Raw genomic sequence first — 26,413 nt, 5'->3', positions numbered from 1 at the left:
ATCTCGTGCACCCCGGAACCGGCGCACCGGACCCCTCGAGCTCGCCGTCTGCCTAAGATCGCCCCATGCCTGACGCCGAGCGATCCACGCGGGACCGACTCCTCGACGCCTTCGAGTCCCTGCTGGTCGAGACCGGCAGCCGCGGAGCCACGCTCGACGCCGTCGCGGCGGCGGCCGACGTCTCCAAGGGTGGTCTGCTGTACCACTTCCACAGCAAGGACGAGCTCGTCGAGGGCATGCTCGAGCGACTGCGCGAGCAAGGCGTGGCCGACGTGGAGAAGATGCGTTCCGCGCGCAAGGGGCCCGTGGACTTCTACCTGGAGACGTCCGTCGACTCCGGGAGCGACTTCGACCGCGCGCTCATCGCCGCCGCCCGGATCGCCCAGGAGAACGACGCCCGCGCGTCGCAGGCCCTCGCCGACCTTCGAGAGGGCTGGTTCGCCGTGCTGCGCGAGCACCTCGGCGATGAGTCCCTGGCCCGGACCGTCCAGCTCATCGGGGACGGCCTCTACTTCGACGACACGACGGGGCTGGCCGAGCGCCACGCCCTGCGACACGTGCGCGACGTGCTCGGTCGTCTCGGCGCGCTCGGCACCTGAGGGAGCGGCCGAGCCGCGACACGCACCACTGCCGTCCGAGCACATGCTCACGGACTGCTCATCGGCCGTGGCAGCGGACGTCACCGGTGGTTCACCTGAGGAGCCTTGCGTGGGGGCATGAGGACCCTCACGCTCGGCGTCACACTCATCGCTCTCATGGCCTCACCGGCGATGGCCTCGGCCACGCCGACGGTCGATGCCCACCGGCAGACGGTCAAGAAGTCGGGCCAGACGACGCTGAAGAACCCGTTCAAGAAGCCGACCCGCACGATCAGCGTCATCGCCCACCGCGGTGCGTCCGGCCACCGACCCGAGCACACGCTGGCCGCCTACCAGCTGGCGATCGAGCAGGGTGCCGACGTCATCGAGCCGGACCTGGTGAGCACCAAGGACGGCGTGCTGGTCGCCCGGCACGAGAACGAGATCAGCGGCACCACCGATGTCGCCGATCGTCCGGAGTTCGCCGATCGCAGGACCACCAAGAACATCGACGGCACCGACGTGACCGGCTGGTTCACCGAGGACCTCACTCTCGCCGAGCTGCGCACCCTGCGCGCCGTCGAGCGCCTCCCGGAGCTCCGTCCGGGCAACACGCTGTACGACGGCCAGTTCCAGGTGCCGACGTTCGACGAGGTGCTGGCGCTGGCCCGCTCCGCCAGCGAGCGCACGGGTCGCACCATCGGCGTCGCTCCGGAGACCAAGCACCCGACGTACTTCGAGTCCATCGACCTGGACCTCACCCCACCGCTGCTGCGCTCGCTGCGCCACATCGGCTGGGACCACGGGCGGGCGCCGGTGCTGGTGCAGTCCTTCGAGACGTCCAACCTGCGTGAGCTCTCGCGGCAGTCCAGGGTCCCGCTGCTGCAGCTGACGGCGGCCACGGGCGCGCCGTACGACCTCGTGGAGCAGGGCGACGACACCACCTACGCCGACCTGATGAGCCCCCGAGGGCTACGCGACGTCGCCCGGTACGCCGACTGGATCGGCCCGGAGAAGAACTCGATCATCCCGCGCGACGCCGAGGGACGTCTGAGCGAGCCATCGTCGGTGGTGCGCGACGCCCACCGGGCCGGCCTCGGGGTGAGCACCTACACGGTCCGCAACGAGAACGAGTTCCTGCCCACCGAGCTGCGCAGCAGCGACGACCCGGCCGAGCACGGAGACGTCGAGGCCGAGCTGTTCGCCTTCTTCGACGCAGGGATCGACGCGGTCTTCGCCGACTTCCCGGACACTGCGGTCACGGCGCGCACGGAGTACCTGCGACGCTGACGGCGGGGTTCGAGGGGTTCCCGCCGGCGACGACCGGGCGTACCGTGGCGGCATGTGCCGCAACATCCGGACCCTGCACAACTTCGAGCCGGCTGCGTCCGACGACGAGGTGCACGCCGCCGCCCTGCAGTACGTCCGCAAGATCGCCGGCACCACCAAGCCGTCCAAGGCCAACCAGGAGGTCTTCGACCGCGCCGTGGAGGAGGTCGCGCACCTGACGCGGCACCTCGTGGACGACCTCGTCACCAACGCTCCCGCCAAGGACCGTGAGGTGGAGGCCGCCAAGGCCAAGACCCGCGCGGCCAAGCGCTACGCCCCGGGTTGACGGCACAGCCTGACAGCACAACCTGACAGGGCGGCCTGACGTTCGGCGCTGGTCGGGGTCGGCTCAGCCCTCCACCGCACGCGGACCCACGACGCCGTACTGGGCGAACACGAAGACACCCTGCTGCTCCACCCCGCGCAGATGCAGGTCGAAGGGGCGCGGGAACAGCGGCTTGCCAGCGCCGAGGGTGACGGGCGCGATCGAGACCAGCACGTCGTCCAGCAGGCCGGATGCGGCGAAGCTCACGGCGAGCTCGCCACCGCCGACCATCCAGACGTCACGGTCGCCGGCGGCGTCGGCGATACGCGGCCACAGGTCGGGCGGCGACCCGGCGACGAGCTGGACGGAGTCGGCCGCCCGATCCAGCTCGCGGTGCGTGAAGACGAACGTCGGGCGGTCGTACGGCCAAGCCTGCGACCAGGTCTCCCCCGTGCTGCGCAGGTGGTCGAGCACCCAGAGATAGGTCGTGGCGCCCATGACGAGCGCGCCGACACCAGCGAAGAACTCCTCGTACCAGCCGGTGCCGTCACCACTGTCCGGTCCCTGACCTCCGGTGTCCTGGGAGAGCAACCAGTCGAGGCTGTCGTCCTCGGTGGCCAGGAAGCCGTCGAGCGTCGTCGCGGTGTAGAAGCGGCAGCGTGGGCGGTCGATGGTGGTCATCGTCGTTCTCCTGACTGGCGTCGGTGCCAGACGATCGGGTCGGGGTCCAGCTCGGGGGTCTGCAGCCCCACTCCGGCGTCGCGGAGCATCCACCGTGCGAGCTGACGCCGGTGGGAGGAGAAGGTGAGGTCGTGGGCGACGATCTGGCCGAGCTGGAAGGACTCCGGCGGGTCGCAGATGGCGTCGATGACCCGGTCGGCCCAGGCACCCCGTCGCTCGACGTCGCGCACCCAGGCGAGCCACCGGCCGGACGACTGCTCGTGGCGCGAGGTTAGCCCCGCGACGTCGTCTGGCGGCGTCTCGTCCGGCGCGTCCTCACCCAGGACGGCAGCGAGCCACGGCTCCTTGGACAGCGCGAGATGGCCCAGGACGTCCAGCAACGACGCATCGGGCCCGGCCCACTCCAGGGCGACGTGACCGGGCAGACGGACGTCGCACAGCGCCCGCTCGTCGAGCGCCTTGGCGGCGGCCAGGAGAGCGGCCGTGTCATCGAGGTCGTGCCGGACCATGAGCCCCAGGACATCTCCCGCCGGTTGCTCCTGTCCTCCCGCGACGTCCTCGGCCCCAGCACCCTCGCGGACGTCGACGTAGAGCCCCGGCGGGGGCGGAGTGCTCGGGGGATGGGCGGCATACAGCACCGCCGGACCGTGGAAGTGCAGGCCGTTGGGTGCCGGCAACCAGTGGCCGCGGTCCGTGGCAGGCGGCATCGCGCTGGGCGGGTGGCCGTACGCGCGGGAGAACGCCCGCGCGAACCCCTCCACCGACTCGAACCCCGCGGCGAACGCCGCGTCCGTCACCGTCGACCCGCGCTGCAGCTGCCAAGCCGCGCGCTCCATCAGGACCCGGCGTCGCAGGCTGACCGGCGGCTCACCGGTGGCACCGCGCACCTGTCGGCTCAGGTGGAACGGCGAGGAGTGTGCGCCGGCAGCGATCTGCTCAAGCCGGTCGGCGTCCTCGGCCAGCACGGCGTCGAGCAACTCCCTCAGTCGATCAGAAGGGGGTCGATCAGAGGGGGGCCGACCAGAAGGGGGCCGATCGCGGGTAGGGCTCTGGCTCATGGGTCCAGTCTCGCCCGGGAGGCCGTCGCGCGCCCGACCGTTCTTGCTCAACCAGGCACGGTGGTCCCGCGAACCTCCTCAAGCACCTCACGAAGGGCGGTGAGAACGAGTGCGACGGCGTCCGGACGCGCGTTGCGGCCCATGAGGCCGATGCGCCACACCGTGGAGGCGTACTCGCCCGCACCGGCGCCGATCTCGAGGTCGTACCGCTCCAGCAGGATGCGACGCACCGCTGCGGAGTCCACACCGTCGGGCACCCGGACGGTGGTGAGCTCGGGCAGCCGGTGCCCCTCGGCGGCGAACAGCTCCAGACCCATCTCCTGCAGCCCGTCCTGCAGCCGGCGCCCGGCATCGGCGTGCCGCTGCCACACCGCCTGCAGGCCCTCGTCGAGGATCCGCCCGAGCCCAGCATGCAGGCTCGCGACCATGGCCGTGGGAGCGGTGTGGTGGTACGTGCGACCACCGGACCCCTGGGCCTCGCCGACGTAGCCGCCCAGCAGGCCGAGGTCCAGGTACCACGAGCGAGGCTTCTCCACGCGACGCTCGAACGCCCGGTCGTTGATCGTGAACGGGGCGAGCCCGGGCGCGACACCCAAGCACTTCTGCGTCCCGGCGTAGCCGACGTCGATCCCCCAGTCGTCGGCCCTCAGCTCGATGCCGCCGATGCTCGTCACGGCGTCGACGACCAGCAGCGCATCGCCCTTGCCCGCACCCAGGGCAGCGACGTCCGACCGCACGCCGGTCGAGGTCTCCGCATGCACCGCGGCGATGATACGCGGGTCGGGGTGGGCGGACAGCACTCGGTCGACGTCCACCGGCTCCCCCCACTCGTGCTCGACCGCCACGACTTCCGCGCCGCAACGTGCCGCCACGTCGCACATGCGTCGGCCGAACAGACCGTTGACGGCCACCACCACTACGTCACCTTCGTGCACGGTGTTGACGAACGCGGCCTCCATGCCGGCCGATCCGGTGGCCGACAACGGCAACGTCCTCGCGTTCTGGGTGCCCCACACCGCACGCAGGCGGTCACAGGTCTCGTCCATCAGGGTCAGGAAGAGCGGATCGAGGTGGCCGAGCAAGGGTTCGGCGAGCGCGGCGGTCGCCTCGGGGTAGGGGTTGGACGGGCCAGGACCGAAGAGGTGCCTCTCGTGGATCGCGGTCATGCCTTGACGCTACAGCTCATCGCCGGGCGCTCAGAGAACGGCGCCGGGATTGAGGATGCCGTCGGGATCGAGAGCGCTCTTCACCCTGCGGCTCAGCGCCATCACGTCCTCGCCGAGCTGGGCCGGCAGGGCGGACCGCTTGGTGCGACCCACCCCGTGCTCTCCGGTGATGGTTCCGCCGAGCTCGATGGCCGCAGCCATGACCGCGTCGAAGGCCGCCCCCGCCCGCTTCGTCGCGTCAGGGTCGGTCTCGTCGTACACGATGATCGGGTGGGTGTTGCCGTCGCCGGCGTGGGCGACGACCGGGATCTCGACGTCGTGCTCCTGCGCGATCGACGCGATCGAGGCGAGCAGCTCGGGCAGGAGCGGAACCGCGGCGCCGACGTCCTCCAGCATCACGGCTCCACGGGCACCGATGGCCGGGAAGGCGGCCCGTCGCGCCTCGACGAACAGCTCACCCTCGTCCGGGTCGTCGGTCAGGAAGACCGCGGTGGCGCCGGCGTCGGCGCAGGCAGCCTCGACCGTGGCCACCTCCTCGGCCCGGGCGGCGCCGGGCGCATCGGACTGGACGACGAGCATCGCGCCGGCTGACCGGTCGAGGCCCATCGACCGGTAGTCCTCCACCGCATTGATGGACGTCCGGTCCATCAGCTCGAGCATCGACGGGCGGAGCCCTCTGCGCATGGAGACCACCGCCCGGGCTGCGGCGTCGACCTCGGCGAACGTCGCGACCACCGTGGAGGCCACCGCCTGGGCAGGTACGAGACGCAGGATCGCGCGGGTCACGATGCCGAGCGTCCCCTCGCTGCCCACGAACAGCTTGAGCAGGCTGAGCCCGGCGACGTCCTTGATGCGTTGGCCGCCGAGCGTCACGAGCGTGCCGTCGGCGAGCACCACGTCGAGGCCGAGGACGTAGTCCGTGGTCACGCCGTACTTGACGCAGCACAGGCCACCGGCGTTGGTGGCGACGTTGCCCCCGATGGAGCAGATCTCGTACGAGGAGGGGTCGGGCGGGTACCAGAGGTCGTGCTCGCCGGCCGCGAGCTTGACCTCTGCGTTGAGGGCTCCGGGCTCGACGGTGGCGGTCTGGCAGTCCGGGTCGATCTCCACGGCGCGCATCCGCTCCAGGCTCAGCACGATCCCTCCGTCGACGGCGCTGGAGCCACCGGACAGCCCACTGCCCGCTCCCCGCGGCACGACCGGCACCCGGTGCTCGGCGGCCCACTGCACCGTGGCCTGCACCTGCGCGGCATCGCCGGGCCGCACCACCGCGACCGGTGTGCCGGCGCCTGGTTCCCTGGACCAGTCGTAGCGGTAGGCCTCGATGACGTCGGGATCGACGACCACGGCCCCGTCAGGCAGCGAGCGGATGAGTTCGGCGAGGGCGTCCATCCGCCCATGAAACCTCAGAGCGTGCGGTAGCGACAGCCGCCCGAGGCGCTGCTCAGCGCTTGCGGACCTCGAGGAAGATGCTGGGACCGAAGTCCTTCTTGGCCAACCGCTCCTGCAGCGCCTTCTCGACAGCCACCATGAGCCCGGTGGGCAGGGCCTTCTTGAGCTTCTCGCTGCGCAGGTTGGAGACCGACAGCTTGCGCTGCAGCACCAGGCCCGCGTCGGCCAGCTGGCCCACGACGGTCTCGACGTTGTGGTTGACGAAGGCGATGGCGTCGGGCTCGTCGGCACTGACCGTGCGGATGCTCACCGGCTCGGTGGGCAGCGCCTTGCCCTCCTTCTTGAACTGGCGGCGGTTCTTGAAGTGCCCGTAGTTGGCGACCTCGATGAGCGCCGTCCCGCCCGGCTTGAGGACCCGGGCGAGCTCGGAGAACTCCTTGGAGGGCTCGGGGATGTGGTGCATGACGCGCACCATCGTGATGAGGTCCAGCGCCGCGTCGTCGAACTGCAGCGCATCGGCCTGGGTCTGGACCTTCTGGATGTCCGTCCCGGCCAGGACGTCCTCGGCGGCCTCCAGCTGGGTGCGGCTGGGCTCGGCCAGAGTCACCTGGTCGGCGTACTCGCGCAGCAGCAGGCACAGTCGTCCGAACCCACCCCCGACGTCGGCGGCAGCAGCGAACTGGCGACCATCGAGCAGACGACGGATGGCCGCCTCCTCGGCGGCGTGCTCGTAGTCGCGGTTGTTCCAGTACGTGGTGTAGTCGTACCCGCGGTCGTACTGGTCCGCGACCTTCTTGGATGGCTTGTCGTCAGTCACCGCGCAAGCCTAACAACGCTGCGGCGCAGGCCTTCAGCCGAACGTCCGTGGCCCGAACTCCGGTGGTGTCTTGGTGATGCCGGCCTTGCGGGCGGCGGCGGAGTTGGGCGAGCGGAACATCCGCAGCTGGTAGAGGCGCTCACGCCGCATGGCACGGGCCAGCGACCCGAGCCGGACTCCGTTGAGCAGCTTCTTGCCGGCGGCGACGGAGTCCGGCGAGCGCTCCAGCAGGGCGTCGATGAGCTCCTGTGCCGGCTTCATCGGGTCGTCGGCGACGTCGGTGGCCAAGCCGCAGTCGGCCGCATCGGTGCCGGAGAGGACCTCGCCGGTGAGGACGAGCCGCTTGGCGACGTCGGCCGGCACCAGCTCGGTCAGCGGGACGGTGCCGCTCATGTCCGGCACCAGGCCCCACTTGGCCTCCAGGACAGACCACTGGCAGTCCGGGGTGGTGAAGCGGAAGTCGGCCGCGAGGGCCAGCTGGATTCCGGCGCCGTAGACATGGCCGCGGGTGATGGCGATGACCGGCACGGGCAGCTCGCGCCAGGCCCACAATGCCTGCTGGAAGGTGTTGGTGCTGCGCCACGGGGGCCGCAGGAAGAACCGCACCACGCGGGCTTTGTCCTTGCCGGCCTCGGCGAAGTCGAGTCCGGAGCAGAACGACGGCCCCTCACCCTCGATCAGCACGACGCGGACGTCCCGGTCGGCACGGATACGGGTGGCGGCGTCCAGCAGGCCCCGGAGCATGTCGAGGGTGACGCCGTTGAGCTTGTCCGGCCGGTTCAGCCGGACCCGGGCCACGGGGCCGTCGATGCTGGTCAGTACGTGCGGTTCTGCCATGTCCGGAGCGTAGCGGAGGAGGTCGAGTGACCTCGCGAGGAACGAGCGGGATCGTACCGAGACCCGCAGCGCACCCCCAGGTGACGGCTCAGGTGACCCGGTCGAGCACGTGACGCAGCGCACCCCCGACGTCGGTGGCGACGAAGGGCGGCTCGAACCCGAACCGCAGTCCGATCTCGTGCGGCCAGGTCGGGGCGGCACGCATGAGGAAGGTGTCCACGTCCGGGCGCTCCAGCTGGTGACGCAGCGGCTCCTCGACCCCGGCCGGCTGCTCCCACCACACCAGCACCTGGGGACGCATCTTGTCGACGAGATCGGTGATGGCACGGGGTTCGGCCCCGGGCCCGACTGACCGTGTGGTGACGTCGGCGTCGACGAGCGCGGCCCCCAGGGCCACGAACGGCAGGCATGCGTCGTCGTCGGTGCCGCTGACCAGGAGCACCTGGGGCTGGGCGGGTCGTGCACCACGGGCCCGCACGCGGCGGATCTCGTGGAGCATGACGTCGGTGGCGAGCCGCTCCGCCTCGAGCTCCAGGGAGCCGACCGAGCTCTCGTGCGCCATGCGGGCGAGCACCGGGGAGAAGACGTCCCGCCAGGCGTCGGCGAAGCGGGCCCCTCCCAGCAGGGCTCCGAACAGCTCCTGGAGCCGAAGGCCGTCACTGGTGACGGTAGCGGCGAGGACGGCGTCGACGAGGTCGTCGGGGCCGATGCTGTGCTCCTCGCGGGCAGACTCCTCCGACAGGGCGTTGACCAGCTCGTCACGCTCGAGGTTGCGCGCGACGCGGGCGGCGTCCTGCGCCGAGACCCCGCGTCTGACGAGGCGGCGCACCAGCTCCACTCGTTCGATGTCGCGCTCGGTGTAGCGGCGGTGCCCACCCCGGGTGCGGTGGCTGGGACCCACGCCGTAGCGGCGCTCCCAGGTGCGCAGGGTCGAGGGGGCCACGCCGAGCCGTTCGGAGACGGCTCCGACGCTCCACGTCAGGTCGGTGGCAGCGTGGTCGACGACGGTGGTGGCGGACTGCGGGACCTCTCGACCTGGTGCGCTCTGCTGGTCCTTCACACCCCGAACCCTCCTTCATCAGGACCACGCGCTGTTCCTTGCCAGCCTAGGTCCCCCGCGACGACGCGCAGGACGGTTGAGCAAATGAGCATGTTCTGCACAAGTTTGGTGATTCTGATCCGGGCGCCACGTCCCGCGGATCTGTGAGCGCCTGCACCCAACCAGGCAGCGCTTCGGTGCAGAAGTTCCCACATCCGGGTCACCCCGAGCCGGCCAGCCAGTGCCGATCTAGCGTGGAGACACAGCACGCCGCACGCGGCGTGAGACCCCGAGCTCCGAGGTGGAACCATGAGCGCACTTTCCGGCAGGACCATCGCCTTCCTGACCTCCCAGACCGGCGTCGAGAAGTCCGAGCTCACGGACCCGTGGGCCGCAGTCGAGGGCGCCGGGGGTACTCCCGAGCACGTCGCGCCCGAGGCAGACACGGTGCAGTCGATGGTGGGCGACGTCGACAAGGACGAGACGTTCCGGGCCACCGTCGCGGTCGCGGACGCCGACGTCGCGCGCTACGACGCCCTCGTCGTGCCCGGTGGGACGGTCAATGCCGACACCTTGCGCACGAACGCGCAGGCCGTGGCACTCGTCAAGGCCTTCGTCGAGGCCAGCAAACCGGTGGCCGCGATCTGTCACGGACCGTGGGTGCTGGTGGAGGCCGGGGTCCTTCCCGGCAAGACCCTCACGTCGTTCCCGTCGCTGCAGACCGACGTCCGCAACGCCGGCGGGACGTGGCAGGACCACGAGGTCTTCCACTGCCGCGCGAACGGCTGGGACCTCATCACCTCACGCAAGCCCGACGACCTCCCGGCCTTCAACGACACGATCATCGAGGTGGTCGCCAACCGCTGACGCGGCACCGTCTCCCCGATTTGTGAGCCCCTGCACCCAATCGAGCGACGATTGGGTGCAGGGGCTCACAAATCGGGGGGTCTCAGTCTGCCGCGACGCGCACCGCGAGCTTGCCGCGCACGTGGCCCTCCTGGCTGCGGGCGAAGGCCTCGGGCAGCTCCTCCAGCAGGAAGGTCTGCTCGACATCGACACGGACCGCGCCGTCGTCGACCATCGAGGCGAGCCGCGCGAGTCCCTGCCCGTCCGGACGGACCCAGACCCACTGCCCGCCGGCGCCGATCACGTCGGGGTCGGCGATCGAGACGACCCGAGCGCCCTCGGCGGCGACCTCACGGGTGACGTCGAGCGTGCCGCCGACGAAGTCGGCCACCACGTGAACCCCCTCGGGAGCCAGCTCCTTGATGGCCGCGACCTCTCCGTCTCCGTACGCGACCGGCTCGGCCCCGAGGTCGCGGATGCGGTTGTGCTGGTCGGCCGAGGCAGTACCGATGACGCGGGCTCCGAGCGCCCGGGCGATCTGCACACCGAAGCTGCCCACACCGCCGCCGGCACCGTGGATCAGCACCACGTCGCCCGGGCCGGTCCCGACGCGTTCCAGGCACTGCAGCGCCGTCAGACCGGCCAGCGGAAGCCCAGCGGCCTCCTCCCAATCGACGCTCGCCGGCTTGGGTGCGACGGCCCGCACCGGAACGGTCACGAGCTCGGCGAAGGTCCCGCCGTGCACGTAGTCCTTGCGCGCGTACGCGATGACCTCATCACCGACCGCGACCTCGGGGGTGTCGATGCCGACCTCCTCGACCACGCCGGCCACGTCCCAGCCGGGCACGACGGGAAAGCGGACGTCCATGAGGGCGTCGAGCGCCCCGGACATGAGCTTCCAGTCCACCGGGTTCACCGAGGCTGCCCGCACCGCGACGAGCACCTCGCCGGGCCCGACCTTGGGCCGTGGCTGCTCCGTGAGCCCCAGGACGTCGTTGTCTCCGTACCGGTCATAAGTCATGGCTCGCATGACCGGTGTCAACGCGTCACCGGGACGGCCCATTCCACGGTGGACGTTCCCCGCCCGGGAGGGCATGATCGAGCAGAGCCCGGCAGGGCATGATCGAGCAGGGACCCGTCACCGAGTTGAGCGGAGTGCACCATGGACGTCGCGTTGTGGGTGGCCCAGGTGGTCCTCGCGGCCATCTTCGGCGGCGCCGGGGTGATCAAGGCGACGCAGCCGCTGGACGCTCTGCGCAAGAAGGTCGGCGGGTGGGTGGACGACGTCCCCCTCGCCCTCATCCGTGTCGTGGGCATCCTCGAGGTCGTCGCGGCCGTCGGCCTGCTGCTGCCTCCTCTCCTCGACGTCGCCCCGGCGCTGGCCTGGCTCGCAGCGGCCGGACTCGCGGTGATCATGGCGGGCGCGGTCGTCCTCCATGCACGCCGCAGCGAGTGGCCCAACGTCATCGTCAACCTCGGTCTCGGCCTGGTGGCCGTGTTCGTCGTGTGGGGGCGCACCGGCCCGCACCCGTTCTGACGGCCCTCCGTGTACTGGTGGAACGAGCGGGTGCTTCCCCGACTGGTCGACTCCTCCTGCGGAAATCCGATGATGCGGCCGGTCCGGCAGCGGGCCTGCCACGACCTGCACGGCCGGGTGCTCGAGCTGGGGTTCGGCTCCGGCCTGAACTGCGACCTCTACCCGGGTGACGTCACCGAGGTCCTGGCCGTGGAACCGTCGGATGCGGCGTGGGACCTCTCGGCCCCGCGGCGCGACGGCTCCGGCGCCCCGGTACATCGGGTGGGGCTGGACGGTGCCCGGGTGGATCTGCCGGACGCCTGCGTGGAGAGCGTCCTGGTGACGTTCAGCCTGTGCACGATCCCTGACGTCGATGCGGCCCTGGACGAGGCGCGGCGGCTGCTGGTCCCGGGCGGCACGTTGCACCTCGCCGAGCACGGCCTCTCCCCCGATGCTCGCGTGGCGACCTGGCAACGGCGGCTGGACGGCCTGCAGCAGCGGCTGTTCGGCGGTTGCCACCTGACGCGCGATCCGGCAGCCCTGCTGACCGCTGCCGGGTTCGGCGATCACGACCTGCGGCAGGAGTACCTGTCCGTCCCGGCGATCGGCCGGCCGTGGGCCTGGGTCACCAGTGGATCGGCTGCCGTGGTCTGAGCCGTCCCCCTGCGCCCGCGCGGCTCCACGGAGGGTGAGCGCCGGGCCCGGAGGAAGCGCCCCCTCGTGCCGGACGAGGTGCGCTGGCGATCTCACGATGGCCCGATGCCGAACCACCCAGGGGTGCGCACGAGAGGATTCGAACCTCCACGCCCTTGCGGACACTGGCACCTGAAGCCAGCGCGTCTACCATTCCGCCACGTGCGCTCTTGGTCCTTGCGGACCGAGGAGTGAGTCTAACAGGGGCCATCTCACACCCGCGCCGCCGGGCGTCGGCCACCCGTCCCGATACCATCGCAGGGACCCCTTTGACGACGCGGGAGGAGGAACGACGATGGCCGGTGTGCTCCAACGATTCGAGCAGCGCCTGGAAGGTGCTGTGACCGGCGCCTTCGCGCGCGCGTTCCGCAGCGCCGTGCAGCCCGTGGAGATCGCCTCGGCGATCCAGCGGGAGATCGACAACTCCGCCCACGTCCTGTCCCGTCAGCGCATGCTGGTGCCCAACGACTTCACGGTCGAGCTCTCCTCTCCCGACTACGAACGGCTCGCTCCCTTCGGGACGACGCTGGAGCACGAGCTCGCCGTCCTCGTCCAGGAGCACGTCGATGAGCAGCGCTACACGCTCGCCGGTCCCTTGGCCATCTCCTTCGACGAGACGCCGCAGCTGCACACCGGACGGTTCCGGGTCCGCAGCCGTACCAACGCCTCCGTCACTCCCGTTCCAGGGCAGCGGGTGACCGAGACGGCCGTGCGACGCTCGGACGTGATCCTTGAGGTCAACGGTCTCAAGCACCCGCTGGAGCCGCCGGGCGTCGTGATCGGGCGCAGCAACGAGGCCGACCTGCGCATCGACGACCCCGGCATCTCGCGTCGTCACGCCGAGATCAAGGTCCACACCTCCGGAGACGTCACCTCGGTCACCGTCACCGACCTCGGCTCCACCAACGGGGTCATCCTCAACGGACACCGGGTCCAGACCGCGTCCGTCTCCAACGGTTCGGAGCTGCGCCTCGGCAACACGACCGTCGTCATCCGCACCACCGGCGAAGGGACCTGATGTCCGAGCTCACCCTCACACTGGTCAAGCTCGGCTTCCTGGCCGTGCTGTGGTTGTTCGTCCTGTCCGCGGTCTCCGTCATCCGCTCCGACATCTTCGGCACCAAGGTGCCCGCCCAGGCGGCCGCGAGCGGCACCAAGCAGCCCAAGCAGCCGCGTGACAAGGGCAAGGAGAAGAAGGCCCGCGGCAAGCGCGCCCCCCGCGGTGCCCCCACCAAGCTCCAGATCGTCGGGGGTCCCAACGCCGGACAGAGCGTCCCGCTGAGCGACGACCCGATCCTGCTCGGCCGTGGCACGGACGCAGCCATCCGCCTGGACGACGACTACGTCTCCACCCGTCATGCCCGCTTCGCCACCAACGGTGAGCAATGGTTCGTCGAGGATCTCGGCTCCACCAACGGCACCTACCTCGGGAGCCAGCGCATCACCAGCCCCACCCCGATCGGTCCGGGCATCCAGGTGCGCCTCGGCAAGACCATCGTCGAGCTGCGGAAGTGACGCGATGACCGCACTGCGCCTCGACTACGTCGCCGCGACCGACGTCGGCCTGCGACGTTCCACCAACCAGGACTCCGGCTATGCCAGCGGCCGGCTCATCGCCGTCGCCGACGGCATGGGTGGTGCCGCCGCCGGGGACCTCGCGTCCGCGGAGACGATGAACATCGTCACCGAGCTCGACCGCGAACTCCCCGACATCGACCCGCTCGACGCCCTGGGCCGCGCCGTCACGCACGCCAACCATCGTCTCGGCGAGCTCGTGCGCGAGGATCCCGCCGTGGAGGGCATGGGCACGACGTTGGAGGCCATGCTCTGGGACGGCGAGCGCTTTGCCACCGCCCACATCGGCGACTCGCGCTCCTACCTCCTGCGCGACGGCGAGCTGCGCCAGATCAGCACCGACCACACCTTCGTGCAGAGTCTCGTCGAGGAAGGCAAGATCACGCTCGAGGAGGCGCGGGTACACCCGCACCGCTCGCTGCTGCTGCGCGTCATGCTGGGCCGCGACGACAACGAGGCCGATCTCGCCTGGGTCGACGGTCAGCTCGGCGACCGATTCCTGCTGTGCAGCGACGGCCTGACCGACATGGTCGAGACCGAGACCATCGAGCAGGTCCTCAGCCAGTCCGAGACCATCGACCTGGCCGCCACCGAGCTGGTGCGCCTGGCGCTGGAGGCCGGCGGCTACGACAACGTCACCGTCGTCATCGGCGAGCTGACCGACGCCGCCGCTGACCTGGACGAGCACCTGTCCTCCGCAGATCGCCGGCCCCAGCTGGTGGGCGCGGCCGCCGAGGGTCCCCGCCCCCGCACCGGGCAGGACCTCGGCACCACCGAGGTCGACGTGGCCGCCGTCAGCCGGTCCGGGCAACGCGGCGTCGATCCCGAAGAGATCCGCTACGCGCCGCAGCCGCCGTCGCGTTGGCGATGGTTCCGCCGGGCCCTGGCACTGCTGCTGGTCATCGGTGTCATCGCCGCTGGTTCCGTCTACGGCTACCAGTGGTCGCAGGACCAGTACTTCGTCGCGGAGTCCGACGGTCGCGTCACCATCTACCGCGGCATCCAGGCCGACGTCCCCGGCCTCACCCTGCAGACGGTCGAGGAGGTCACCCAGATCTCCACCGACTCCCTGCCCGAGTTCACCGCACGCCAGGTGCGCGACGGCATCGAGGCCTCCAGCCGTGCCGACGCCCAGCAGATCGTCGACGACCTCGAGTCCTTCGCCACCGAGCCGGAACCCAGCCCCAGCCCCTCACCGTCCCCGTCAGCGCCGGAAGGGGATGACGAGGACGACGCCTCACCGGCATCCAGCGTGGTCGAACGGGTGCGCCGATGAGCCAGCCCACCCTCGTCCCCCGCAAGCGTCGCGGCGCCGAGCTCTTCCTCACCGTGCTCGCCGTGCTGATCGGCGTGGCCGCCTACTGCGCGGTCGGTCTCGGCGTCGAGGGCACCGTGCCGGCGGGCGCCCTCAAGCTCACCGGAGCGCTCGTGGTCGCCGCCGTCATCGGCCACGTCCTGGTGCGCACCCTCGCTCCGTACGCCGATCCGGTGCTGCTGCCGCTGGTGCTGTGCCTCAACGGCATCGGGCTGGCCATGATCTACCGCATCGACCTCGGCTGTGCCGACCTGTGCCTCGGCGGCAGCTACCAGCCCCTCGCCAACGCCCAGCTGATGTGGACGGCGATCGGCCTGCTGGCGTTCACGGTCGTGATGTTCGTGGTGCGCGACCACCGGCGCCTGCAGAGCTACACCTACACCTTCGGCATCGCCGCCATCGGTCTGCTGGTCCTGCCGCTGCTGCCGGTCATCGGCACCACGATCAACGGCGCCCGCATCTGGATCAACATCGGTCCGTTCAGCTTCCAGCCCGGCGAGGCGGCCAAGATCTGCCTCGCGATCTTCTTCGCCGGCTACCTCGTGGTCAAGCGCGACGCCCTGGCGCTGGCGGGCCGGCGCTTTGCCGGCATCGACCTTCCCCGCGGCCGCGACCTCGGACCCATCGGGGTCGGCTGGCTGATCAGCATCGGCATCCTGGTCTTCCAGCGCGACCTCGGCTCGTCGCTGCTGTTCTTCGGGCTGTTCGTCGTGATGCTCTACGTCGCCACGGAGCGACCGGGATGGCTCTTCGTGGGCGGCACCCTGTTCGTGGCCGGCGCCTACTTCGGGTACGCCGCCTTCGGGCACGTCCGCACCCGTTTCAACGCCTGGCTCGACCCGTTCGGCGACCCCGACGCCAACGGGCAGATCATCAACGCCCTGTTCGGCCTGGCCCACGGCGGCGTCCTCGGCCGCGGCTGGGGGCAGGGCAGTCCGCAGCTGACACCGTTCTCCTTCTCCGACTTCATCGCGACGTCGCTCGGTGAGGAGATCGGTCTCACCGGCCTCATGGCGATCCTGCTCATCTACGGCCTCATCGTGGAACGTGGGCTGCGCATCGCCCTCACCTGCCGCGACGCGTTCGGCAAGCTGCTCGCCGCAGGACTGGCCATCTCGATGGCGCTGCAGGTCTTCGTGGTCATCGGCGGCGTCACGCGTCTCATCCCGCTCACCGGTCTCACCACACCGTTCATGGCCCAGGGCGGGTCGTCGATCGTCATGAACTGGGCGATCATCGCGCTGCTGCTACGGATCAGTGACCAGACCCGACGCCCGGCACCCGAGGTGGCCTCCTACGACCGCGACGAGGAGACCCAGGTGGTGAAGCTGCCGTGAACAAGCCGATCCGCAACCTCGCCGTCGCCGCACTCGTGCTCTTCATGGCGCTGCTGGTCAACATCAACATCGTGCAGTTCGTGCAGGCCGACAGCCTCAACGACCGCAACGGCAACCAGCGCGTCATCAACGAGGAGTTCTCCCGCGACCGTGGAGCCATCCTGGTCGACGGCGAACCCATCGCGGAGAGCGTCGCGAGCGACGACCAGTACAAGTTCCAGCGCCGCTACCCGTCCGCGGAGCTCTACGCCCCGCTGACCGGCTACTTCTCCTACATCTACGGCCGCGGCGCCCTGGAGAACTCCCAGAACCGCGTGCTGGCCGGCACCGACAACAGGCTCTTCGTGAACCGGGTCGTGGACCTGCTGGGCAACAAGCAGCCCAAGGGGGGCAGCGTCGAGCTGACCATCGACCCGCTCGCACAGAGAACTGCAGCCTCCGGCCTGGAGGCACTCGGCGAGAACACCAAGGGGGCCGTCGTCGCGCTCGATCCCCAGTCCGGAGCCGTGCTCGCGATGGCCACCCAGCCGTCCTACGACCCGAACCGGCTGGCCAGCCACGACTTCGACGCCGTCGCCGACTCGTGGGAGTCCCTCACCACGAGCGACGACCAACCGATGCTGAACCGCGGCACCCAGCAGACGCTGCCCCCGGGATCGACCTTCAAGCTGGTCACGGCGGCAGCGGCGCTCGAGGAGCTCGAGCTGGACCCCGACGACGACGTCAAGGGCGGCGCGACACTGTCGTTCCCGGGCATCGACTACACACTGCCCAACGAGGGCGGCGGCAACTGTGGCGGCGACCCGATCAGCTTCGAGCGTGCCCTCGCCATCTCCTGCAACGTCAGCTTCGGCGACCTCGCCGGCGACGTCGGGCAGGAGGCACTCGCCGAGCAGGCCGCCAAGTTCGGCTTCGGGACCGACCCGGTGTCTGGCCTGGCCGCCAGCGAGAGCCGTTTCACCGCCGAGGACACCGACCTCGAGGCCCCGCAGCTCGCGCAGAGCGGCATCGGGCAGTTCGAGGTGGCCGCGACGCCGCTGCAGATGGCCATGGTCACCGCGGGCATCGCCAACGACGGCAACGTCATGCGGCCCTACGTCGTGGACACCGTCCGCTCCCCCAACCTGCGGGTCATCGAGCAGACCACGCCCGAGCGGCTCAGCAAGGCCATGAGCGAGTCCAACGCCCGCAAGCTCAGCAGCATGATGGTGGAGACGGTCACCAACGGAACCGGCGGCTCGGCCCGCATCCAGGGCGTCGACGTCGGCGCCAAGACCGGAACCGCACAGTCCACCGCCGACCGCCCGCCCTACGCCTGGTTCGTCTCGATGGCGCCGGCCGACGACCCCCAGGTCGCCGTGGCCGTGGTCGTGGAGTCCAGCGACACCGCACGTTCGGAGATCGCCGGAGGACGCCTCGCAGGCCCCATCGCCCGCGACGTGATGCAGGCGGTGCTCGGCGAATGACCACCCGACTTGACCCCCCACTCGCGCGCTCCGACGACCTCGGCTGCCGCCTGACGTCTACTGATCAGGGAGACTGACACCATGACCGACATCGGCGACGACCCGATCCGGCTCGGAGACCGCTACGAGCTCGGCGAGCTGCTGGGCCGCGGCGGGATGGCCGACGTGCGCATCGCACGCGACCTCCGGCTCGGCCGCACCGTGGCGATCAAGCAACTGAGGACGGACCTCTCGTCCGACGACACCTTCCAGGCACGCTTTCGCCGCGAGGCCCAGTCGGCCGCGGCACTGAACCATCCGTCGATCGTCGCCGTCTACGACACCGGGGAGTCCACCGACGCCCAGGGGAACCACATCCCCTACATCGTCATGGAGTACGTCGAGGGGCAGACGCTGCGCGACATCCTCAAGGACGACCGCAAGATCCTGCCCGAACGTGCCCTGTCGATCGCCGCCGACGTGCTCAGCGCGCTCGACTACAGCCACCGCAGCGGCATCATCCACCGCGACATCAAGCCGGCCAACGTCATGCTGACGCCCACCGGCCAGGTCAAGGTGATGGACTTCGGCATCGCGCGGGCGATCGCCGATGCCTCCTCGGCCATGACACAGACGGCAGCGGTCATCGGGACCGCGCAGTACCTCTCCCCCGAGCAGGCCCGTGGGGAGACCGTCGACGCCCGTTCGGACATCTACTCCACCGGCTGTCTGCTCTATGAGCTGCTGACCGGCCGGCCGCCGTTCGTCGGTGACAGCCCCGTCTCGGTGGCCTACCAGCACGTCCGGGAGGATCCCCGGCCGCCGTCGCAGCTCAACCCCGACGTCACCGCATCGGTCGACAACATCGTCGCCCTGGCGCTGGCCAAGCGCACCGACGACCGCTACCAGAGCGCCTCAGACATGCGCCGTGACCTCGAGCGCGCCATCGAGGGCCAGTACGTCGAGGCGCCGACCCAGGCCGCCACCCAGGTGGCGGGCGCTACCGCTGTGGCCCCGGCGGTCGCCGCGGTCGACGACCCCGAGGAGGACGAGGAAGAGGGCAAGAAGAGCCGCAAGAAGTGGTGGATCCTCGGTATTCTCGCCCTCCTGCTGCTCGGCGGACTCGCCTATGCCATCTTCCAGATGACCCGGCCGGACCCTGTCGCCCAGGTGGACGTCCCCGAGGTCGTCGGCGAGGAGCAGTCCGCCGCCGTGCGGGTGCTGGAACGCGACGACTTCGAGGTGGCGATCGAGGAACGCGCCGACAGTGACGTCGACGCCGGCCTGGTGATCGAGCAGACGCCCGAGGGAGGCAGCACCGCCGAGGAGGGCTCTGAGGTCACGATCGTCGTCTCCACCGGTCCTGACCAGGTGGACGTGCCGAACGTCGTCAACCTGAGCTTCGACGAGGCGGAGTCGAACCTGGAGGACGCCGGGTTGAGGGTCGAGCGGGAGGAACGCGACAGCGACGAGGAACGCAACACCGTCATCGCCACGAACCCGCCGGCCAACACCCAGGTGGATCGCGGCTCGACCGTCACGGTCATCGTCTCCCGCGGGCAGGTTGCCGTGCCGAACGTCGTCGGCCAGGACGAGGACCAGGCGATCAAGACCCTGGAGGACGCCGGCTTCGACGTCGAGACCAGGGAGGACCCCAATGCCACGGCGCCGGAGGGCGAGGTCTCGGCGCAGTCGATCCCCGAGGGTCAACGGGTCGCGCCCGGCACGACGATCACCATCACCGTCTCCACCAACACCGATGACGACGACGATGACGGCAACGGTGGCGGTGGCGGTGGCGGCGGGGGCAACGGCGACGACGCCGGTGACGGCGGCGACGACCTGCTGCCTTGACGGGCGCCACGCCCAGCGCGTGACGCCTCAGTCCTCGCGTGCGACCGGGTCCTGACGCAGTGCGGTGGCGTGCGCCAGGCCGATGGACCCGTCGTGCGCGGGAAGGCTCAGCTCCTCCACGCTGCGGATGTCCAGGCCCAGCCCGTACATCTCGGCATACCGCTTGTAGTTGCTGACCTGTGGTGACGTGGAGAGCGAGAACGACATGGCGCTGACCTCGCCCACGGCCTCGATCTCGTAGGGCGGGGCGTACGGCACGCCGTCGATGACCACGGTGCTGCCGACACAGGTGATGCTCGAGGTGGAGACGATCCGCTGGCCCTGCAACGTCAACGCCTCGGCACCGCCGGACCACAGGGCGTTCATGAAGGCCCGGATGTCCTGCTCGTGGACCACGAGGACGTTCGGGTCGACGTCGTCCGGACGTACGCCTCCCGGGGCGTCGCGCAGCGTGACCCGGACACCGGGGCCCACCACCGGTTCGAGGCCGGCGAGCTGGCCGAGGGAGGCGATGCGCTGACGCGCCTCGTCGAGCGCTCCTTCCGATGCCGCCTGGCCGGACAGCTCCTCGATCTCCTGCCCGAGCCGCCGGGCCTCACTACGCTGTTCCTCCACCTGCTCGGCACGGTCCTGGACCACCGAACGGAGGTCCTCACCCGTGGGACGCAGGTCCGATCCGTCCGACGTGGCGGCCGCCGCCACGAACATCACGCCGGCGGCGAGGCAGACCAGAAGAAGGGACAGGCGTGTGCCTGGACGCCTCTGCGACCCCTCGGTACCCATGTGGTCCCTCTGCTCCTCACGACTGCGACTACGCTAGCCGAGGACCCCGTGTCCATGTCCGTCCACCGTCCCCGGAGAGTCAGTCGTGGCCAAGAAGCCTTCATCCCGCTCGACGTCGCCCACCCCCCGTGGAGGCTGGCGCCACCCGGCCGCGTTGCTGGTGCTGGCGGTGGCCGTCGTCTGGGCCGTGGCGACGTTCTTCGCCACCACCGAGCGCGACTTCCCCGGCGTCGGCGCCATCCCCGGCCTCATCGATCTCGGCCGGTGGAACTACGCCATCGCCGCCGTCATCGGCTTCGTCGCGCTCAACATCGCCGACCGCACGCGTCCCGAGCCACCGCCGCGGGAGCCCGGGACGGTGGGCAACCGATGGGCTGCACCGGCCATGCTCACCTCGGCGGTCATCGGCCTCATCTGGATCGTCGTCTTCTACACGATCCAGCAGACCGACGTCGTCATCCCGCTCTACAGCGACCTCGGCAACTGGAACATCATCATCGGCATGGGCTTCATCTGCGCGGCGTTCGGCTTCGCGATGAAGTGGGAGTGAGCGAACCTGTCCACAGGGCGCCCGGGCGCCCTCGCGGCATGATGATGCAGAGCGGTCGCCGCGACCTCCTCACGCACCATTGTGTCCGTTGGCGCCTGCAACCCGAGGATTCCGGGGTCAGCGCGCTGAACCACACCCGTGTCGTTTATCCACGGCTGCGCCCACAGGTGTGCAAATCACACCGGTGTTCTTCACAGCTGTGGACACAGGTGTGTGAAACCACAGCGTTGTGATCCACGTCATGTGGATAACCAGGGTCAGGCGAGCACGGCCGTGCGTGCCGCCACCGCACCCAGGACGCCCACCCACAGCGCGACCATGAGGGCCCGCTGCACCAGCACCCGCCGTTCACGCGGGGGCAGGGCGATGGCCAGACCGATCGCCAGGCCGGTGAGGAACCCACCGAGGTGCGCCTGCCAGCTGATCTCCGCCCGGAAGCTGATCACCACGTTGACCGCCAGCAGCACCAGCAGGAACCGCACGTCCTGACCAGCCCTGATCAACAGGACCAGGACCAGGCCGAACAGGCCGAACACCGCTCCTGAGGCGCCCACCGTGAAGGCTCGCGGGTCCGACAGCCAGTAGACGAAGACCGAGGCGACGACGGCCATCGTCAGGTAGGCGGCGATGAACCACCGGGTGCCGAGCGCCCGCTCGGCGAACGGTCCGAACAGGTACAGCGCGTACATGTTCACCAGGATGTGCAGGATCCCGGCGTGCAGGAACGCCGACGTCAGGAGTCGCCAGTAGCCACCGCTGAGCACACCCGGATAGATCGTCCCGGCGTCGAGCACGTCGTAGGCGGCCATCACCCCTGCTGCGGGGATCGCGCTGACCTGCGCGAGGTCGGTCAGGACGAACACCGCGACGTTGAGCCCGATGATCACCATCGACACCTGGCCCGGCCGACCCGGGACGGCCCCGCCCGCCAGCGTCTTGGGGGAGCGGACCGCCTTCTGGCCCTGCTGGACGCACTCGGGGCACTGGAACCCGACGGAGGCCTCCTGCATGCACTGCGGGCAGATCCGTCGCTCGCACCGTTGGCACGAGATGTAGGCGGGAGCCTCGGGATGCCGGTAGCACCGATCAGCCGGCGCGGACTCGCTCACGTCGAAGAGACTCGGGTCTCAGGGCTGCCGTCAGGAGATCTGGCCGGAACCGGCAGATCAGGAGCTCTGGGCGCCGGAGATCGTCACGGTCTCGATCACGACGGGCTCGAGCGGGCGATCGAAGTTGTCGGTGGGCGTGGCCGCGATGGCATCGACGACCGCCTTGCTGTCGGCGTCGACGACCTCGCCGAAGATCGTGTGCTTGCGGTTGAGCCAGTCCGTCGGGATGACGGTGATGAAGAACTGCGAGCCGTTGGTGCCCGGGCCGGCGTTGGCCATGGCGAGCAGGTACGGACGGTCGAAGCGCAGGTCGGGGTGGAACTCGTCGTCGAAGGTGTATCCGGGACCGCCGGTCCCGGTACCGAGCGGGTCGCCGCCCTGCAGCATGAAGTTGGGGATGATGCGGTGGAACGTGAGCCCGTCGTAGAACGGTGCCGCAGCGACCTTGCCGGTGGAGGGGTCGAGCCATTCCTTGGTGCCCTGGGCGAGACCCACGAAGTTCTCGACCGTCTTGGGCGCATGGTCGGCAAAGAGCTGGACCTCGATCACACCATGGTTCGTGGTCAGCGAGGCGGTCAAGGGGGCCACTGGCATCCTCTCGTCGGCGGGATGCCCCAATCGTCGCATGTCCGAGCAACGTGACCGAATCGACCCACCGGCGGTGGGAACGGCTAGCGTATGAGCATGCTCGTGCACCCCTTCCGCACCCTGTTCATCCTGCTGCTGGTGGGTCTCGGCGTCGTCGCCTACCGCCTGGCCACCGCCGACGAGGGCGGCGTCTACGACCCGGAGTCCGCTCGATGACCGTGCGGCTGGAACGCGACGCGCTCGGAGTCGCGACCCTCACGTTCAGCGATCCGCCGGTCAACCTGTACTCCCTGGAGCTGCACGACGACCTCGACCGCGCGCTCGCCGACGTCGAGGGCGAGCCGCCGCGCGTGCTCGTCGTGCGCGCCGAGGGCAAGGTCGTCTCCGGCGGTGTCGACGTCGCGCAGTTCCACGCACAGCAGACCCGCGAGGACACCAAGGCGCTCTACGACCGCATGCTCCAGCTCCCGGAGCGGGTGGCGGCTCTCGACGTGCCGACGATCTTCGTCGCCCACGCCCTGACCCTCACCTGGGCGCTGGAGGTGGCGCTCGCGTGCGACGTCGTGATCGCCTCGGACCGGGCGAGGTTCGGTCTGGTGGAGCGCGTCATCGGCCTCACGCCCACGATGAGCGGCACCCAGCGGCTGGCCCAGCGGGCCGGGGTGGCGCGGGCCAAGGAGGTCGTCTTCACCGGCGAGCTCTTCGACGCAGCGACGTTCGAGGGTTGGAACATCGTGAACCGCGTGGTGGCGCCGGAGGATCTCGACGACGCCGTCGCAGCCTTCGCCGCTCAGCTCGCGGAGGGTCCCACGCAGGCGTTCGGTGCGGCCAAGCAGATCCTGCGCGAGCTGGAGTCAGGCGGGCTCGCGCACGCCAACGCCCGCACCACCGACATCGCCTCCGCGTTGTTCGACACCGAGGACCTGCGCCACGGGATGGCCTCGTTCCTGCAGGACGGGCCCGGGAACGCCACGTTCACCGGCCGGTAGGCCGCGGCCGAACAGCAGGTCGTGGCGCCGTCAGGCCGACGGAGCCTGCGCAGCGCGGAGCCGCTGCGTGGCGCGGCGCTCACCCCAGAAGCTGAGCAGCGGGACGGTGGCCAGCAGCATCGTCGCGATGGTGAAGCCCGGGGTCCAGCGGTGACGCCGTGACAGCACCGCGATGATGACCAGCAGCACCATGAACAGCACACCGTGCACCTGGTCGATGACCAGGAACGTGTCGGCGTGGCGGTACCAGAACGAGCCCTCGTCGGTGAACATCTTGCCGAAGAAGCCGGCGAAGACGACGATGAGGTTCAGGCCCACGATCCAGGCCATGACACGGTAGGCGACGGCGGTCTTGCTCACCGGCACAGGCTACCGAGCAGCTCCACGCGGCGTTCCCGTCGGTGCAGTTTCCCACGAGACCGCTCGAATCTTGCGTCAAGCACACGAAGTTTCGTGTGCTCACGGCATGTTTTGAGCGGTCTCGTGGGAAACCTGCATCACGGGTCGTCCGGGACAGGCACGGCCGCGCGGGCCTGGGCCACCTGGTCGGTACACATGCGCCACCACATGAACACCGCGAAGAGCGCGAACGCCCACCACTGCAGTGCATAGGCGAGGTTGGTCAGTCCGACCGTCCAGGACACGTCAGGTTCCGGCTCCTCGGCCAGTGCGAGACCCGCCCCGGTGTCCGACGTCGCAACCGCGAACCCCGAGTACAGGGGCATGTCCAGCTCGTTGAGCAACGACGGGACGCGCACGGTGCCGACGACGCGTCGATCGTCCAGCGCCGCCCCCTCGCCCTCGCTCGGTCGCAGGATCGCCGTGACGTTCTGCGTTCCTGCCGGCACCGGCGGCAGGTCCCCGACCTCGGGGGCGAACCCGCGCACCACGAGCAGCGCCTCGCCGGCACCGTCGACGACGAGGGGCGCGAGCAGCCAGAAACCGTCCTGACCTCCCTGGTGGCGGCCCGAGACCCAGAGCTGGTCCGCGGCGGCGCCGAAGGTCCCCCGCACCTCGACACGTCGATGGTCCAGCTCCGCGGTGAACGGCTCACCGACCGGCCAGACCTCTTGCAGCGGCACCGGTGCCATCGCCGAACGTTCCACACGCTCCTGCGACTGTTCCCGCTCGTACGCCCCGTACTGCCACAGCCCTCCGATGACGCAGCCGGTCACCGCCACCACCAGCAGGACGTGCAGGCCCAGCAGACCGGGCCGCAACCACAGGCGGACGCTCGAGCCGGGCACGTCAGCGCCCGTGCGGCGCGAACGTCACGAACCGAGGAACGGCTGGACGTCGGGGTACAGCGGGAACCGCTCGGCCAGGACGGCGACGCGCTTGCGCAGGGAGTCGACATCGATGTCGCCGGGCTTGAGCGCCTCGGCGATGATCTCGGCCACCTCGGTGAACTCCTCCGACCCGAAGCCCCGCGTGGCCAACGCGGACGTGCCGATGCGCAGACCAGAGGTCACCATGGGGGGACGCGGGTCGTGCGGGACGGCGTTGCGGTTGACGGTGATGCCGACCTCGTGCAGCCGGTCCTCGCCCTGCTGACCGTCGAGCGCGCTGTCGCGCAGGTCGACGAGGACGAGGTGGACGTCCGTGCCACCGCTGAGCACCTGGACGCCCGCGGCCCGCGAGTCGTCGGCGAGGAGCCGTTCGGCGAGGATCTGCGCGCCCTCGATCGTGCGACGCTGCCGGTCGGCGAACTCCGGCTCCAGCGCCATCTTGAACGCGACCGCCTTGGCGGCGATCACGTGCTCCAACGGACCGCCCTGCTGGCCCGGGAAGACCGCCGACTGCAGCTTCTTGACCAGGTCGGCGTCGTTGGACAGGATCGCGCCGCCGCGCGGACCACCGAGCGTCTTGTGCGTCGTGGTGGAGACGACGTGCGCATGGGGGAGGGGGCTGGGGTGCAGGCCGGCCGCCACCAAACCGGCGAAGTGCGCCATGTCCACCCACAGGTAGGCGCCCACCTCATCGGCGATCTCCCGGAACGCCGCGAAGTCCAGCTGACGCGGGTAGGCCGACCAGCCGGCGATGATCACCGTGGGGGAGTGCTCGCGGGCGAGGGCACGGACCTCGTCCATGTCGACGAGCCCGGAGTCGTCGACATGGTACGGAACGATGTTGTAGAGCCGCCCGGAGAAGTTGATCTTCATGCCGTGCGTCAGGTGGCCGCCGTTGGCGAGGTCGAGGCCCATGACGGTGTCACCGGGGCGGGCGATGGCGTGCAGCACGGCGGCGTTGGCCGACGCGCCGGAGTGCGACTGGACGTTGGCGTACTGCGCGTCGAAGAGCTTTTTGAGCCGATCGATCGCGATCGTCTCGACGTCGTCGACGACCTCGCAGCCGCCGTAGTACCGCTTGCCGGGATAGCCCTCGGCGTACTTGTTGGTCAGGACGCTGCCCTGGGCCTCGAGGGAGGCGACGGGAGCGAAGTTCTCCGACGCGATCATCTCCAGGGTCGTCTGCTGGCGGGAGAGCTCGGCGTCCAGGAGCCGTGCGATCTCGGGGTCGAACGCGGCGAGCGACTGGTTGTGATCCATGGCCCCAGCGTAGTGGGCGGACCTGCGGACCCACCCCGGGTGTGGCCACCGGCCGCGCAGACACGGCTCCGCACGGTCTGCCGACGTCACCGAACCGCAACC

28 protein-coding genes and 1 tRNA gene are annotated in these 26,413 nt (G+C 70.1%); 14 read left to right on the top strand and 15 right to left on the bottom strand.

The window, feature by feature from the left end; all coding sequences use genetic code 11:
• Nucleotides 1–65: 65 nt before the first annotated feature.
• The 3 genes from ACEVFP_RS00335 (at nucleotide 66) to ACEVFP_RS00325 (ending at nucleotide 2,193) form a co-directional block, all read left to right on the top strand.
• Nucleotides 66–599: a TetR/AcrR family transcriptional regulator gene (locus ACEVFP_RS00335; protein WP_375001353.1), complete on the top strand. Its 534-nt coding sequence runs from the start codon at nucleotides 66–68 to the stop codon at nucleotides 597–599.
• 117 nt (nucleotides 600–716) lie between these two features.
• Entirely contained in the window at nucleotides 717–1,868 is a 1,152-nt protein-coding gene (locus ACEVFP_RS00330) for a glycerophosphodiester phosphodiesterase (protein ID WP_375001352.1), read from the top strand.
• Between the two features lie 52 nt (nucleotides 1,869–1,920).
• The gene (locus tag ACEVFP_RS00325; protein WP_375001351.1) at nucleotides 1,921–2,193 is read left to right on the top strand and encodes a DUF2277 domain-containing protein; all 273 of its coding nucleotides are present in this window, start codon (nucleotides 1,921–1,923) and stop codon (nucleotides 2,191–2,193) included.
• Between the two features lie 63 nt (nucleotides 2,194–2,256).
• On the opposite strand, the gene ACEVFP_RS00320 is transcribed toward ACEVFP_RS00325, so the two are convergent.
• The 7 genes from ACEVFP_RS00320 to ACEVFP_RS00290 form a co-directional block, all read right to left on the bottom strand.
• Nucleotides 2,257–2,853 (bottom strand): dihydrofolate reductase family protein, encoded by a 597-nt coding sequence (locus tag ACEVFP_RS00320; RefSeq protein ID WP_375001350.1) that lies wholly within the window; start codon nucleotides 2,851–2,853, stop codon nucleotides 2,257–2,259.
• Nucleotides 2,850–3,830 (bottom strand): helix-turn-helix domain-containing protein, encoded by a 981-nt coding sequence (locus tag ACEVFP_RS00315; protein ID WP_375001349.1) that lies wholly within the window; start codon nucleotides 3,828–3,830, stop codon nucleotides 2,850–2,852. Before ACEVFP_RS00315 ends, ACEVFP_RS00320 begins: the two co-directional genes overlap by 4 nt.
• Nucleotides 3,831–3,958: 128 nt before the next feature.
• Nucleotides 3,959–5,077 (bottom strand): pyridoxal-phosphate-dependent aminotransferase family protein, encoded by a 1,119-nt coding sequence (locus ACEVFP_RS00310; RefSeq protein ID WP_375001348.1) that lies wholly within the window; start codon nucleotides 5,075–5,077, stop codon nucleotides 3,959–3,961.
• Nucleotides 5,078–5,107: 30 nt separating this feature from the next.
• Nucleotides 5,108–6,469, bottom strand: a complete 1,362-nt coding sequence (locus ACEVFP_RS00305; RefSeq protein ID WP_375001347.1) for an FAD-binding oxidoreductase — start codon at nucleotides 6,467–6,469, stop codon at nucleotides 5,108–5,110.
• Nucleotides 6,470–6,521: 52 nt separating this feature from the next.
• The gene (locus tag ACEVFP_RS00300; protein WP_375001346.1) at nucleotides 6,522–7,286 is read right to left on the bottom strand and encodes a class I SAM-dependent methyltransferase; all 765 of its coding nucleotides are present in this window, start codon (nucleotides 7,284–7,286) and stop codon (nucleotides 6,522–6,524) included.
• Between the two features lie 33 nt (nucleotides 7,287–7,319).
• Nucleotides 7,320–8,123, bottom strand: a complete 804-nt coding sequence (locus ACEVFP_RS00295; RefSeq protein ID WP_375001345.1) for a crotonase/enoyl-CoA hydratase family protein — start codon at nucleotides 8,121–8,123, stop codon at nucleotides 7,320–7,322.
• A gap of 88 nt (nucleotides 8,124–8,211) precedes the next feature.
• The gene (locus ACEVFP_RS00290) at nucleotides 8,212–9,183 is read right to left on the bottom strand and encodes a MerR family transcriptional regulator (protein WP_375001344.1); all 972 of its coding nucleotides are present in this window, start codon (nucleotides 9,181–9,183) and stop codon (nucleotides 8,212–8,214) included.
• Between the two features lie 288 nt (nucleotides 9,184–9,471).
• Between ACEVFP_RS00290 and ACEVFP_RS00285 the strand changes: the two genes are divergently transcribed.
• Entirely contained in the window at nucleotides 9,472–10,029 is a 558-nt protein-coding gene (locus tag ACEVFP_RS00285; protein ID WP_375001343.1) for a type 1 glutamine amidotransferase domain-containing protein, read from the top strand.
• 82 nt (nucleotides 10,030–10,111) lie between these two features.
• Here ACEVFP_RS00285 and ACEVFP_RS00280 read toward each other — a convergent pair whose 3' ends face one another.
• Complete coding sequence (locus ACEVFP_RS00280) at nucleotides 10,112–11,038, bottom strand: NADP-dependent oxidoreductase (protein WP_375001342.1); 927 nt, start codon at nucleotides 11,036–11,038, stop codon at nucleotides 10,112–10,114.
• Nucleotides 11,039–11,170: 132 nt separating this feature from the next.
• Between ACEVFP_RS00280 and ACEVFP_RS00275 the strand changes: the two genes are divergently transcribed.
• Both ACEVFP_RS00275 and ACEVFP_RS00270 read left to right on the top strand, forming a co-directional pair.
• The gene (locus ACEVFP_RS00275; RefSeq protein WP_375001341.1) at nucleotides 11,171–11,545 is read left to right on the top strand and encodes a DoxX family protein; all 375 of its coding nucleotides are present in this window, start codon (nucleotides 11,171–11,173) and stop codon (nucleotides 11,543–11,545) included.
• A gap of 69 nt (nucleotides 11,546–11,614) precedes the next feature.
• The gene (locus tag ACEVFP_RS00270) at nucleotides 11,615–12,178 is read left to right on the top strand and encodes a class I SAM-dependent methyltransferase (RefSeq protein ID WP_375001340.1); all 564 of its coding nucleotides are present in this window, start codon (nucleotides 11,615–11,617) and stop codon (nucleotides 12,176–12,178) included.
• A gap of 124 nt (nucleotides 12,179–12,302) precedes the next feature.
• Here ACEVFP_RS00270 and ACEVFP_RS00265 read toward each other — a convergent pair.
• Nucleotides 12,303–12,385, bottom strand: a tRNA-Leu gene (locus ACEVFP_RS00265).
• A 127-nt stretch (nucleotides 12,386–12,512) separates the two neighbouring features.
• On the opposite strand from ACEVFP_RS00265, the gene ACEVFP_RS00260 reads away from it, so the two are divergent.
• The 6 genes from ACEVFP_RS00260 to pknB all read left to right on the top strand — a co-directional run bounded on the left by ACEVFP_RS00260 (nucleotide 12,513) and on the right by pknB (nucleotide 19,743).
• On the top strand, nucleotides 12,513–13,235 hold the full coding sequence (locus tag ACEVFP_RS00260) for an FhaA domain-containing protein (RefSeq protein ID WP_375001339.1): 723 nt from the start codon (nucleotides 12,513–12,515) through the stop codon (nucleotides 13,233–13,235).
• Nucleotides 13,235–13,732, top strand: a complete 498-nt coding sequence (locus tag ACEVFP_RS00255; RefSeq protein WP_375001338.1) for an FHA domain-containing protein — start codon at nucleotides 13,235–13,237, stop codon at nucleotides 13,730–13,732. The genes ACEVFP_RS00260 and ACEVFP_RS00255 overlap by 1 nt, the downstream gene beginning before the upstream one ends.
• Nucleotides 13,733–13,736: 4 nt before the next feature.
• The gene (locus tag ACEVFP_RS00250) at nucleotides 13,737–15,068 is read left to right on the top strand and encodes a PP2C family protein-serine/threonine phosphatase (RefSeq protein WP_375001337.1); all 1,332 of its coding nucleotides are present in this window, start codon (nucleotides 13,737–13,739) and stop codon (nucleotides 15,066–15,068) included.
• On the top strand, nucleotides 15,065–16,444 hold the full coding sequence (locus ACEVFP_RS00245; RefSeq protein ID WP_375001336.1) for an FtsW/RodA/SpoVE family cell cycle protein: 1,380 nt from the start codon (nucleotides 15,065–15,067) through the stop codon (nucleotides 16,442–16,444). The genes ACEVFP_RS00250 and ACEVFP_RS00245 overlap by 4 nt, the downstream gene beginning before the upstream one ends.
• Entirely contained in the window at nucleotides 16,441–17,910 is a 1,470-nt protein-coding gene (locus ACEVFP_RS00240) for a peptidoglycan D,D-transpeptidase FtsI family protein (RefSeq protein WP_375001335.1), read from the top strand. Before ACEVFP_RS00245 ends, ACEVFP_RS00240 begins: the two co-directional genes overlap by 4 nt.
• Nucleotides 17,911–17,991: 81 nt before the next feature.
• Nucleotides 17,992–19,743, top strand: coding sequence for a Stk1 family PASTA domain-containing Ser/Thr kinase (pknB, locus tag ACEVFP_RS00235; RefSeq protein ID WP_375001334.1), 1,752 nt, complete (start codon nucleotides 17,992–17,994; stop codon nucleotides 19,741–19,743).
• Between the two features lie 27 nt (nucleotides 19,744–19,770).
• Here the strand turns inward: pknB and ACEVFP_RS00230 are convergent, their stop codons facing one another.
• Entirely contained in the window at nucleotides 19,771–20,526 is a 756-nt protein-coding gene (locus tag ACEVFP_RS00230) for a DUF881 domain-containing protein (protein ID WP_375001333.1), read from the bottom strand.
• 85 nt (nucleotides 20,527–20,611) lie between these two features.
• On the opposite strand from ACEVFP_RS00230, the gene ACEVFP_RS00225 reads away from it, so the two are divergent.
• Nucleotides 20,612–21,076: a cell division protein CrgA gene (locus ACEVFP_RS00225; protein ID WP_375001332.1), complete on the top strand. Its 465-nt coding sequence runs from the start codon at nucleotides 20,612–20,614 to the stop codon at nucleotides 21,074–21,076.
• A gap of 257 nt (nucleotides 21,077–21,333) precedes the next feature.
• Here the strand turns inward: ACEVFP_RS00225 and ACEVFP_RS00220 are convergent, their stop codons facing one another.
• Entirely contained in the window at nucleotides 21,334–22,185 is an 852-nt protein-coding gene (locus ACEVFP_RS00220; protein ID WP_375001331.1) for a rhomboid family intramembrane serine protease, read from the bottom strand.
• A gap of 57 nt (nucleotides 22,186–22,242) precedes the next feature.
• The gene (locus ACEVFP_RS00215) at nucleotides 22,243–22,773 is read right to left on the bottom strand and encodes a peptidylprolyl isomerase (protein ID WP_375001330.1); all 531 of its coding nucleotides are present in this window, start codon (nucleotides 22,771–22,773) and stop codon (nucleotides 22,243–22,245) included.
• Nucleotides 22,774–22,985: 212 nt separating this feature from the next.
• Between ACEVFP_RS00215 and ACEVFP_RS00210 the strand changes: the two genes are divergently transcribed.
• Entirely contained in the window at nucleotides 22,986–23,762 is a 777-nt protein-coding gene (locus ACEVFP_RS00210) for an enoyl-CoA hydratase/isomerase family protein (protein WP_375001329.1), read from the top strand.
• A gap of 30 nt (nucleotides 23,763–23,792) precedes the next feature.
• On the opposite strand, the gene ACEVFP_RS00205 is transcribed toward ACEVFP_RS00210, so the two are convergent.
• The 3 genes from ACEVFP_RS00205 to glyA all read right to left on the bottom strand — a co-directional run bounded on the left by ACEVFP_RS00205 (nucleotide 23,793) and on the right by glyA (nucleotide 26,311).
• Nucleotides 23,793–24,122 (bottom strand): DUF3817 domain-containing protein, encoded by a 330-nt coding sequence (locus tag ACEVFP_RS00205; protein WP_375001328.1) that lies wholly within the window; start codon nucleotides 24,120–24,122, stop codon nucleotides 23,793–23,795.
• Nucleotides 24,123–24,259: 137 nt separating this feature from the next.
• A complete protein-coding gene (locus tag ACEVFP_RS00200) occupies nucleotides 24,260–25,009 on the bottom strand; it encodes an SURF1 family protein (protein WP_375001327.1) in 750 nt (249 codons plus the stop codon).
• Nucleotides 25,010–25,033: 24 nt separating this feature from the next.
• Nucleotides 25,034–26,311, bottom strand: a complete 1,278-nt coding sequence (gene glyA / locus ACEVFP_RS00195; RefSeq protein ID WP_375001326.1) for a serine hydroxymethyltransferase — start codon at nucleotides 26,309–26,311, stop codon at nucleotides 25,034–25,036.
• Between the last annotated feature and the right edge of the window lie 102 nt (nucleotides 26,312–26,413).

Source organism: Aeromicrobium sp. CTD01-1L150 (assembly GCF_041951745.1).
GTDB lineage: Bacteria > Actinomycetota > Actinomycetes > Propionibacteriales > Nocardioidaceae > Aeromicrobium.
The sequence above is the reverse complement of the archived record's forward strand: the minus strand, read 5'-3'. Positions and strand labels throughout refer to the sequence as shown.

Coding starts and splice junctions, on each gene's coding strand:
- ACEVFP_RS00335 (WP_375001353.1), top strand. CDS start 66: ATGCCTGACGCCGAGCGATCCACGCGGGACCGACTCCTCGACGCCTTC.
- ACEVFP_RS00330 (WP_375001352.1), top strand. CDS start 717: ATGAGGACCCTCACGCTCGGCGTCACACTCATCGCTCTCATGGCCTCA.
- ACEVFP_RS00325 (WP_375001351.1), top strand. CDS start 1,921: ATGTGCCGCAACATCCGGACCCTGCACAACTTCGAGCCGGCTGCGTCC.
- ACEVFP_RS00320 (WP_375001350.1), bottom strand. CDS start 2,853: ATGACCACCATCGACCGCCCACGCTGCCGCTTCTACACCGCGACGACG.
- ACEVFP_RS00310 (WP_375001348.1), bottom strand. CDS start 5,077: ATGACCGCGATCCACGAGAGGCACCTCTTCGGTCCTGGCCCGTCCAAC.
- ACEVFP_RS00305 (WP_375001347.1), bottom strand. CDS start 6,469: ATGGACGCCCTCGCCGAACTCATCCGCTCGCTGCCTGACGGGGCCGTG.
- ACEVFP_RS00295 (WP_375001345.1), bottom strand. CDS start 8,123: ATGGCAGAACCGCACGTACTGACCAGCATCGACGGCCCCGTGGCCCGG.
- ACEVFP_RS00285 (WP_375001343.1), top strand. CDS start 9,472: ATGAGCGCACTTTCCGGCAGGACCATCGCCTTCCTGACCTCCCAGACC.
- ACEVFP_RS00280 (WP_375001342.1), bottom strand. CDS start 11,038: ATGCGAGCCATGACTTATGACCGGTACGGAGACAACGACGTCCTGGGG.
- ACEVFP_RS00275 (WP_375001341.1), top strand. CDS start 11,171: ATGGACGTCGCGTTGTGGGTGGCCCAGGTGGTCCTCGCGGCCATCTTC.
- ACEVFP_RS00270 (WP_375001340.1), top strand. CDS start 11,615: ATGATGCGGCCGGTCCGGCAGCGGGCCTGCCACGACCTGCACGGCCGG.
- ACEVFP_RS00260 (WP_375001339.1), top strand. CDS start 12,513: ATGGCCGGTGTGCTCCAACGATTCGAGCAGCGCCTGGAAGGTGCTGTG.
- ACEVFP_RS00255 (WP_375001338.1), top strand. CDS start 13,235: ATGTCCGAGCTCACCCTCACACTGGTCAAGCTCGGCTTCCTGGCCGTG.
- ACEVFP_RS00250 (WP_375001337.1), top strand. CDS start 13,737: ATGACCGCACTGCGCCTCGACTACGTCGCCGCGACCGACGTCGGCCTG.
- ACEVFP_RS00245 (WP_375001336.1), top strand. CDS start 15,065: ATGAGCCAGCCCACCCTCGTCCCCCGCAAGCGTCGCGGCGCCGAGCTC.
- pknB (WP_375001334.1), top strand. CDS start 17,992: ATGACCGACATCGGCGACGACCCGATCCGGCTCGGAGACCGCTACGAG.
- ACEVFP_RS00230 (WP_375001333.1), bottom strand. CDS start 20,526: ATGGGTACCGAGGGGTCGCAGAGGCGTCCAGGCACACGCCTGTCCCTT.
- ACEVFP_RS00210 (WP_375001329.1), top strand. CDS start 22,986: ATGACCGTGCGGCTGGAACGCGACGCGCTCGGAGTCGCGACCCTCACG.
- glyA (WP_375001326.1), bottom strand. CDS start 26,311: ATGGATCACAACCAGTCGCTCGCCGCGTTCGACCCCGAGATCGCACGG.